The organism is Rhodococcus sp. SB1D (assembly GCF_048573875.1).
GTDB classification, from domain to species: Bacteria; Actinomycetota; Actinomycetes; order Mycobacteriales; family Mycobacteriaceae; genus Rhodococcus_F; species Rhodococcus_F qingshengii.
The window spans coordinates 1-5,381 of record NZ_JBMAIQ010000034.1; the positions used below are offsets into that span (position 1 = coordinate 1).

The window sequence follows — 5,381 nt, forward strand, 5'->3', positions numbered from 1 at the left end:
GATGGTTGGGGGGCTTTCTCGTACCCAAAACACCCCCGCCGGCCCCCGACTTCGAGCGAACGGCCCTTTCGTCGCCTCAGATCGACCGAACGCACCGTTCGCACGATCGAAGGGGGGAGCATCCCCGCCGGCATCCCCGCATCGAGTGAACGGTACTCTCACCGCCTCCAACGAGGGGAACGGTACGTTCACACCATCAGGGGCGGGAACACGACTGAGGACGACAGGCGCTTTGCCCGGATCAGTCGATGCCGTCGGCGGTGGCAGTCGCATACTTCGGCCGGCCAGCCGGCAGATACCTCTGAATCGTCACGCCCTTTGATGTGGCTCGCGATTCGGCCAGCTCGAGTGCGATGTCCGGTCCGGTGTCGGGAAACAGTCGTGTGCCCTGGCCTACCACCACCGGAACGATCAGCAGGATCATCTCGTCGACCAGATCGTTCGCGAGAAGCCAGCGGCACAGGTTGCCACTGCCGTGCACCTGAAGCTCACCGCCGGGTCTGGCTTTCAGTGCGCCGAGAGCTGTGGCGGTGTCACCTGAAAGGGCCGTGGTGTTCTTCCATTGCGGATCGGTGACCGTTGTCGAGGCAAGATACTTGGGCCGCGAATTCAGGGCGCTTGCAATGGGGTTGACGTCGGGATTCTCGAACGCGCCCCAATAGCCGGCGAAGATCTCGTACGTGTGTCGCCCGAACAGGAACGCGTCAGCTCGCTGGTAGACCTGGACGAGATAGTCCATGGCTTCGGTGTCCACCAATGGCGCGGACCAGCCGCCCCGCTCGAATCCGCCACGGCGATCTTCGTCCGGCCCACCGAGTCCTTGCATCACCCCGTCGAGAGTGACGATGGTAAAGGTCGTCAGTTTCATAGTCGTACCCATCTCCCAGGCGTCGTCGGATTTTCGCTGTGCCGATATAGACCGTCGAGAAGCGGGAAAGTCATCGAGCGAACGTGGCGTTGATCGCCTTGGACCGACCGAACGTGCCGTTCGCTCAGGGGGGGTGTTGGGGTCAGGGCTGAACCGGCACGGAGTCTGACGGGCTGGTCTCGGACTTTAGGGCGTCGCACGGAATCGCGAGCTCGGTCTGTTCGAGGCGGCCGCGAAGGGTGATGCTCTCGGTGATCGACCACTGTGCAGCCTCGGCGCTGTCAGCGGCAGCCACAGCCCGTCCGGATGCGGCGACGTTACCCGGAACCGTCTTGGCAACTTCGGACAGTCGCGCCGCTTCGTTGACGGGATCACCGATGACGGTGTACTCGAATCTTTCTCGCGCACCGACGTTCCCGGCTACGGCAACACCTGCGGCGACGCCGATTCCCGCGCTCACTTCCGGAACCTCGGCACGCAGGCGCTGCTGAATCTTGCGGGCAGCGGCGAGTGCGCTGCCGGCGTGATCGTCGAGTGTCGTCGGCGCTCCGAAGATCGCCAGCGCTGCGTCGCCCTCGAACTTGTTGACGAATCCGCCGTGTGCGTCGACCTCGTCGACTATGACGTCGAAGAAACGGTTGAGTAGAGCGACCACCGCCGTAGGGGAGTTGGTGGCCGCGATGGTGGTCGATCCGATGACGTCGACGAAGAGTACGGCAACGTCACGTTCTTCACCGCCGAGTTCCGGGTTTCGGCGAACCGCGTTTGCGGCAACCTCGTGTCCGACGTGGCGCCCGAAGAGGTCGCGTATTCGCTCTCGCTCGCGCAGACCCTCGGCCATGCGATTGAAGCCGGCCTGCAGTAGTCCCAGTTCCGTTCCGTCGTACACGACGACGGACGCGGTGAGGTCGCCACGGGTGACTTGTTCCATTCCTCGTCGCACGGACCGAATGGGGGCCGCGGCGGACCGAATGTTGATGTATGTCAGCCCGAGTCCGACGCACAGGGTGATTCCGCCAATGACGAGGATGGCGATCGCGAGGGCTTGCCACGATGCAGGCCGGATGAAGCTGAAGACCGCCACGAGCATCAAGCCGGTGACGGGGACTCCGCTTCCGAGCAGCCAGACGAGGATTGTCCGGCCGGTCAGTCCGAGAACGGCAGCCTTGCGGGGTGCTCCGGATTCGAGTGCACGCGCAGCAATCGGGCGGAGTGCGAACTCGCTGAGCAGGTAGCAGAAAGCGCACGTGGTGATACCGCTGAAAGCCACGGTGAACAGAACTTTCGGAATAGTGTCGGGGTCGACGATTCCGTACATGGTCGTGAAGGTGATGAGCGCGGCCGTCCACAGGACGGCTTGCACTCGGGTCAGTCGCCACGGCCCGCGCAGCGCCGCGCGTTGATTCTGCTCTGTCGGTGGGTGATCCTCGGTGGCCCATCGAAGATCCCGCATCAGCCGTTTGGTGCCCCACAGCAGTCCGATGAGAAAGACACACCCGATGAAGACGGGCACGGCAATGAAGTTGATCCATGCGAATTCGGGGTGGATGATCTCGGGTCCGGGAACCACGAATCCGATGAGCACGATCGCCAGTACCGCTCCGATCAGGTTTGTGACCAGGAGGGGCGCGGTGAGTAGTGCCTGGACACGGATTCGGCGGCGCCTGGGGCTTTCGTCGGTGGATCCGAGCAGCCACGACCCCAGGGGCGCACTCGGGACACGGCTTCGCTGCATAGTGTGTCGAGAGTAGTCGTAATGATCGCTTAGGGTGGTCCGGTGCGCCTAGTTATTGCTCGTTGCCGTGTCGACTATGTGGGACGCCTGACCTCCCACCTCCCTACCGCAAGACGACTGCTGTTGGTCAAAGCCGACGGCTCGGTCAGTATCCATGCCGACGATCGGGCGTACAAGCCGCTCAACTGGATGAGTCCGCCGTGCTGGTTGGTCGAGACCACCGGGGACAGCGACGACATCCTGTGGGTCGTCACCAACAAGGCAGGCGAGGAACTCCGGATCACTCTCGAAGAGGTCGAGCACGATTCGTCGTATGAACTCGGTCTCGATCCGGGATTGATCAAGGACGGTGTCGAGGCACACCTTCAAGAACTTCTGGCGGAGCATGTCGAGACACTCGGCCCCGGCTACACGTTGGTGCGACGTGAGTACATGACGGCCATCGGGCCGGTCGATCTTCTGGTCCGAGACGCGGACGGTGCATCGGTGGCGGTGGAGATCAAGCGTCGCGGCGAGATCGACGGCGTCGAGCAGTTGACGCGCTACCTCGAGTTGCTCAACCGCGATCCGCTGCTCGCGCCGGTCACGGGAGTTTTTGCAGCGCAACAGATCAAGCCGCAGGCAAAGACTTTGGCCAACGACCGTGGGATCCGTTGCCTGGTCCTTGACTACGAGGCCTTGCGGGGCACCGAAAGCACCGAGTTCCGTCTCTTCTGACGCTGTTTAGACTCGAACCATGCCGCGCCGCAAACCTTCGCCGAAGCAAACCCGTCGAACGGATACTCGGCGTGCTCGGGATTCGAGCGCGGAGTCGGCGTCACCAAGCGGCGTGTTGTTCGGCGGAGCGCTGGTCCGGCAGGAACCCGGGCCGGGCGGTGAAATGTACATGGTGAGGCCGATACCCGGCTCCAACGCGACGAAGTTCTATCGATGCCCCGGTTGTGATCACGACATCAGACCCGGCGTCGCTCACGTGGTGACGTGGCCTTCGGAACCGGGCGGCGCGAACGAGCGTCGACACTGGCATACCGGATGCTGGTCAGGCCGCGGTACGCGCAGCCTGACCAGACGGTGGTCCTGAGCGTCGATCAGTTCCTGGACTGGGCTCGCTGCTCGACGGCGCGGGTGTCGATCTCGGCGGTGTTCGTCTCGTCCGAGTCCTCGAGAACGTCGTCTTCGTCGATACTCGGTTCTGATTTGACCGGATCTGCGTCGACCTTATCTGCGTCGGCCTTCTTGTCTTCGATCTCGAGATCTTCCTCGGCTTCGACGATGACCGGAGCGGGCGGTGCATCGAGGAGTTCGCTCTCCCGGTTGACCGATGCGAGCATGGCCGGAACCGAATCGAGTTGTCCGCGAATGCCCAAGAGCTGAGCCAGGATTCGGCCTCGGAGAACGCGCAGTTCTTCGGTGAGTTCCTTCGCGTGAGCGATCTTGCGCTCGGACTGATCAGTGGCGGCCTGCAGCCTGCGCTGAGCCTCGTGCGACGCATCGGCGAGTCGACGCTCGGCCTCTGCTTTGCTCGACGACTCCAGCTCGTTGACGGCGGCGACGACCTTGGCGCGGCGCTCCGACATCGAGATGTCGAAGTCTTCGCGGATCTGAGTGCGCTTGGCCTCGGACTCGGCAGCCAGTCGATCCCGCTCGGCCTGCGCGGCTTCGACGATCCGGGCGGCTTCGGTACGGGCCTGCGCCATGGTCTGCTCGTGCATGGTTTCCATCGCGTTGCGACGGTCCTCGAGTTCGGCGATCAGCGACTCGTAGTGACCACGAAGGCGGGCGCCGTCCTGTTCGGCGATGGAGGTCATCTCGGCTGCGTCGGCCTCGGCCTTCGCGCGCACCTCCGAGGCCTCGTCGGAGGCAAGGCGCAGCATGCGGCTGATGCGATCGCTCATGCCCTCCGCAGTGGTGGGCGGTACCGAGAGGCGGTCGACGTCCTTGCGGAGGTCGTCGATGTCGTCGCGTGCATCGTCGAGCTGCTTGGCGAGGTCACGGGCCTGCGCAGCGGCAGCATCACGATCAGCCGCGGTAACTCGCAGCTCCGCGTCGAATCGCTCGAAGTAGTTGCGTACCTCGTCGCGGTCGTATCCCTTCCGTGCGATCTGGAACGGAAGTTGGATCGAACCGCGGTCCTGCTCGTATGCCATGGCGACAATCTACCTGGCATACGAGCTGGAGTCGGGTCTGCTAGTGGCTCGCGTCGGGTTCGACCAGTTCCACCAGGACGCCGCCGGCGTCCTTCGGGTGAATGAAGTTGATGCGCGAGTTGGCCGTACCGCGTCGGGGAGCGTCGTACAGCAACCGAACCCCGCGGTCGCGAAGTTCGGCGGAGATGGCGTCGATGTCGGTGACCCGGTAGGCGAGCTGCTGGAGGCCGGGGCCGCTTCGGTCGATGAACTTGGCGATGGTCGAGTTCTCGTCCAGAGGCGCGAGCAGCTGAACGGCAGTGGATCCGGCGGGGGAGCCGACGACGGAGAGCATGGCCTCACGCACGCCCTGCGATTCGTTGATTTCCTCGTGGGTCGACACCATGCCCAGGTGCTGCGTGTACCACTCGATTGCCACGTCGAGATCGGGCACCGCGATTCCGACGTGATCGATCGCGACGACGAGGTCGGACGACAAAGGTGCGAGTGCAGAACTGGGGGAGGTCTGTGTCATACCTTTCACGGTAGCGCTACCGTTTGAGGAGTACACGTCGGGATGTGACTTGGCTCTTAGGCCGCACGGAACCGACGACTATCTCTCTTTTGCAGCCGGAGGAAATCGTGACCAGTT

General features: G+C 63.5%; 6 protein-coding genes. 2 read left to right on the plus strand and 4 right to left on the minus strand.

The window, feature by feature from the left end; translation table 11 throughout:
• Positions 1 to 241 precede the first annotated feature (241 nt).
• Both ACN50D_RS31120 and ACN50D_RS31125 read right to left on the minus strand, forming a co-directional pair.
• Positions 242 to 868: a dihydrofolate reductase family protein gene (locus ACN50D_RS31120; RefSeq protein ID WP_073513829.1), complete on the minus strand. Its 627-nt coding sequence runs from the start codon at positions 866 to 868 to the stop codon at positions 242 to 244.
• 142 nt (positions 869 to 1,010) lie between these two features.
• The gene (locus ACN50D_RS31125; protein ID WP_212634187.1) at positions 1,011 to 2,603 is read right to left on the minus strand and encodes an adenylate/guanylate cyclase domain-containing protein; all 1,593 of its coding nucleotides are present in this window, start codon (positions 2,601 to 2,603) and stop codon (positions 1,011 to 1,013) included.
• Between the two features lie 42 nt (positions 2,604 to 2,645).
• On the opposite strand from ACN50D_RS31125, the gene nucS reads away from it, so the two are divergent.
• On the plus strand, positions 2,646 to 3,320 hold the full coding sequence (nucS, locus tag ACN50D_RS31130) for an endonuclease NucS (protein WP_003945160.1): 675 nt from the start codon (positions 2,646 to 2,648) through the stop codon (positions 3,318 to 3,320).
• Between the two features lie 19 nt (positions 3,321 to 3,339).
• Positions 3,340 to 3,684, plus strand: coding sequence for an ATP/GTP-binding protein (locus ACN50D_RS31135; RefSeq protein ID WP_081305424.1), 345 nt, complete (start codon positions 3,340 to 3,342; stop codon positions 3,682 to 3,684).
• 7 nt (positions 3,685 to 3,691) lie between these two features.
• Here ACN50D_RS31135 and ACN50D_RS31140 read toward each other — a convergent pair whose 3' ends face one another.
• Positions 3,692 to 4,750: a hypothetical protein gene (locus ACN50D_RS31140; RefSeq protein WP_007733248.1), complete on the minus strand. Its 1,059-nt coding sequence runs from the start codon at positions 4,748 to 4,750 to the stop codon at positions 3,692 to 3,694.
• 40 nt (positions 4,751 to 4,790) lie between these two features.
• Complete coding sequence (gene mce / locus ACN50D_RS31145; protein WP_007733251.1) at positions 4,791 to 5,264, minus strand: methylmalonyl-CoA epimerase; 474 nt, start codon at positions 5,262 to 5,264, stop codon at positions 4,791 to 4,793.
• Positions 5,265 to 5,381 lie beyond the last annotated feature (117 nt).